Here is a 2,801-nt window from a genome sequence, read left to right as displayed (position 1 = left end):
CTCCTCACGCAGGTCGAACACCATCTTGATGGCGCGTTCACGCAGCTCTTGGGGGTACTTCCTCGGTGCGGGCACGACTCCCAGCCTTCCAGTCTTGGGAGCCTCCAACCAACCCGGGGCAGCTCAAGGCGTTCCGCTGGGGTATCCCAGCCGAGCGTCTTCCGTGGCCTGGCGTTCAATTCAGCGGCGACGGCGTCGAGGTCCTCGCGGGTGTGAACCGACAGGTCGGTGCCCTTGGGGAAATACTGCCGCAGCAGGCCGTTGATGCTTCTATGTCAAGCCGCTGTCTGGTGGTGTGTGATTTGGTGTTGCCAGGATGCTCGATCGGTGGTCATTGCTCGGTGGATGACGTCGATGAGGTGGCGTTGGAGGATGCGGCGGGCGCCGCGTTTGCCTTTGGCGGGTTCATGGCGGGCCAGGAGCTCCTGGGCGGCTGGGTGGAAGCGTTTCTGGACGATGGCCGCGGTGTAAAGGACGCTGTTGAGGCGGCGGTTGCCGCCTCGGTGGAGGCGGTGGCGCTTCTGGTCTGAGGAGTAGACGGGGATGGGAGCGCAGCCGGTGTAGCGCGCGAGCTTGGCTGAGCTGGGAAAGCGCGTGATGTCGCCAATCTCGGCGATGAGGACGGCGGCGGAGTTGTGGCTGATGCCGGTGATCTCCAGGAGGGCCGGGGCCAGCGGAATGACGATCTCTTTGATCGTGGCGTCGAGGGCGTGAACACGCCGGTTGAGCTCCGAAAGCTCGGTGGTCATGTCCAGGAGCACTCTGCGGACGTGGGCGCCCAAGTGTGCGGTGGCCAGCAGGCAGGCCAGCGTGTCTGTGCCTTTGGGACGGGAAAGGTCGCCCGGGGTGTGGTCGAGCCAGAGATGGAGCTGGGCCTTGAGCTGGTTGATCAGCGTGGTGCGGCGTTTGATGAGGTCGGCGCGGTAGTCAACCAGAACACGCAGCTCGCGGACGTGTTCGTCGATGCGGTGTCGGGCTAGTTCAGGGGTGGCGATAGCAGCACGGGCGGCCGCGGCGGCGTCGGCGGGATCTGACTTGGCGCCCGTGGCGGCGTGGAGTCTGCGGTGGGCCGCGGTCAGCCGGGTGGGAACCCAGACCACCTCATGGCCTGCGAGCAGCAGCCCGTCGGCCAGGCGGCGGGCGAAGCCGCGACCATCCTCGATGGCCCAGACGACTGGCGCGCCGTCGGCGATCGTGCGGACCCAGCCGAGCAGCGCGGTGATCAGCAGAGCGTCGTTCTTCACCGTGAACGGCTTGCCGATCTGCCGGCCGTCAGGTGCGACGGCCACCGCGACGTGGACGTGCTTGTGCGGGTCGATCCCCACTGTCACCATCGAGAAGTCCTGTTCTCTGCGGTAGCGGATGACGGACAGAGACGAAGGCCCTGGCCAGGGGACAGACCTATTGCGAGTTGACGGCTCAGCAGGCTTCTATCAAGTCACTCCCGGTCAGGGCTCTCGCCCTGCGGGCGGCTGTGGACAGATCAACGGAAAGCCTTCCGGCACGTGTTCTCCGAGTCACCCAACCGCCCAACGCTGAGCCTCTCCCGTCGAAGAAGCCCCGCGCGACTCACCTTGCCCAATAGGCGTTCTCGTTCGAGCCGCGCTGCCAGGAGCTGGCCGGGTCGCAGAAGTAGACGGGCATGTCGGCGGCGATGGAGAACTCGTGGTGGCGACCCATCTCGCTGCCTTGGTCCCAGGTGAGGGAGCGTCTGAGATGGGTCGGGAGCGTCACGATGCTGTCCAGCAGGGCATCGCGCATGCTGACCGCGCTGTGGTCGTGTGGCAGGTGGACAAGCATGACGTAGCGCGTGGTGCGCTCAACCAAGGTCCCGATGGCGGACAACTGATTCTTGCCGATGATGAGGTCGCCTTCCCAGTGGCCGGGCACGGCACGGTCGTCGGCCTCCGCCGGCCGCTCGCTGATCATCACCATCGGAGCGCTGTAGCGGGGCTGGCGCTGCTGAGCCAGACGGCGCGGCTTGCGCATGGCACGGCCGGTGCGCAACGCCCGGGTTACCTCGCGGCGTAGCTCGCCGCGGCCCTGGACATAGAGGGCCTGGTAGATGGTCTCGTGACGCACGTGCATCTCCGCCCACTCGGGAAAGGTCCGGCGCAGGCTCTGGCAGATCTGCTCCGGGCTCCAGCGCATGTGCAGGTTCTCCTGAATGTAGGACCGTAACTCCGGGTTCTGCCCGATCTTGCTGGGCTTAACGGGCATCGGCCGCATCAGGCTCGTGGGCGGCGACCGCCCGATCTCGATGAGCACGTGGTGGTGCGGATGGAAGGCATGTCATGGCGCGGGTGGCGCGTAAGGTCACCGACCGCAGGCTGCTCAAGCTCTCCGGGCGTATCTGGAGGCCGGGTTGATGATCGATGGGATCGTCCGGGTGTCGGTGGAGGGAACCCCGTAGGGCTCGCCGCTGTCGCCGATCTTGTCGAACATCATGCTGGATGATCTGGACCGGGAGTTGTGGCGGCGCGGTCACCGGTTCGTGCCCTTCGCCGGTGACATCCGTGTCTTCATGATCGACAGGCTCAACGCCTTCACCTTGGGGTGGATGGCCTACCGCGGACCTGGGACGCAGGCTCCGTGATCTGGATGAATGGCTACGTCGGCGGATGCGGCAGATCCGCTGGAAGGAATGGAAACGCTACTCGGCCAAACGCAGGAACTGAGGTGCCCCGAACCTTCCGGACTCGGACCCAAGTAGGGTCAGAGGCAGTCCGGGAAGGAAGCACGTGGCGAAGAAGCCGAGAATATATCCGCCAGAGTTGCGGGCCGAAGTCGTGCGGGCCGTC

At 65.8% G+C, this 2,801-nt stretch carries 2 protein-coding genes and 2 pseudogenes; 1 reads left to right on the top strand and 3 read right to left on the bottom strand.

What is annotated here, in order from left to right; genetic code table 11:
• Window positions 1-125: 125 nt before the first annotated feature.
• From ABN273_RS58985 to ABN273_RS58975, 3 genes and pseudogenes are all read right to left on the bottom strand, one after another.
• Window positions 126-275: pseudogene (locus ABN273_RS58985) on the bottom strand (IS30 family transposase); the annotation flags it as partial.
• On the bottom strand, window positions 276-1,334 hold the full coding sequence (locus tag ABN273_RS58980; RefSeq protein ID WP_349458551.1) for an IS110 family RNA-guided transposase: 1,059 nt from the start codon (window positions 1,332-1,334) through the stop codon (window positions 276-278).
• 253 nt (window positions 1,335-1,587) lie between these two features.
• Window positions 1,588-2,226 (bottom strand): annotated as a pseudogene (locus ABN273_RS58975) (IS30 family transposase); the annotation flags it as partial.
• Window positions 2,227-2,446: 220 nt separating this feature from the next.
• Between ABN273_RS58975 and ABN273_RS58970 the strand changes: the two are divergent.
• Window positions 2,447-2,596, top strand: coding sequence for a hypothetical protein (locus ABN273_RS58970; protein ID WP_349458550.1), 150 nt, complete (start codon window positions 2,447-2,449; stop codon window positions 2,594-2,596).
• Window positions 2,597-2,801: the final 205 nt, after the last annotated feature.

This window comes from Nonomuraea sp. B19D2, assembly GCF_040137845.1.
GTDB lineage: Bacteria > Actinomycetota > Actinomycetes > Streptosporangiales > Streptosporangiaceae > Nonomuraea.
Note: the sequence above shows the minus strand (reverse complement) of the source record. Positions and strands in the feature narration are given on the sequence as shown.

Bases quoted from the DNA above. Each gene is read 5' to 3' on its own strand.
- ABN273_RS58980 (WP_349458551.1), bottom strand. From the start codon at position 1,334: ATGGTGACAGTGGGGATCGACCCGCACAAGCACGTCCACGTCGCGGTG.
- ABN273_RS58970 (WP_349458550.1), top strand. From the start codon at position 2,447: ATGCTGGATGATCTGGACCGGGAGTTGTGGCGGCGCGGTCACCGGTTC.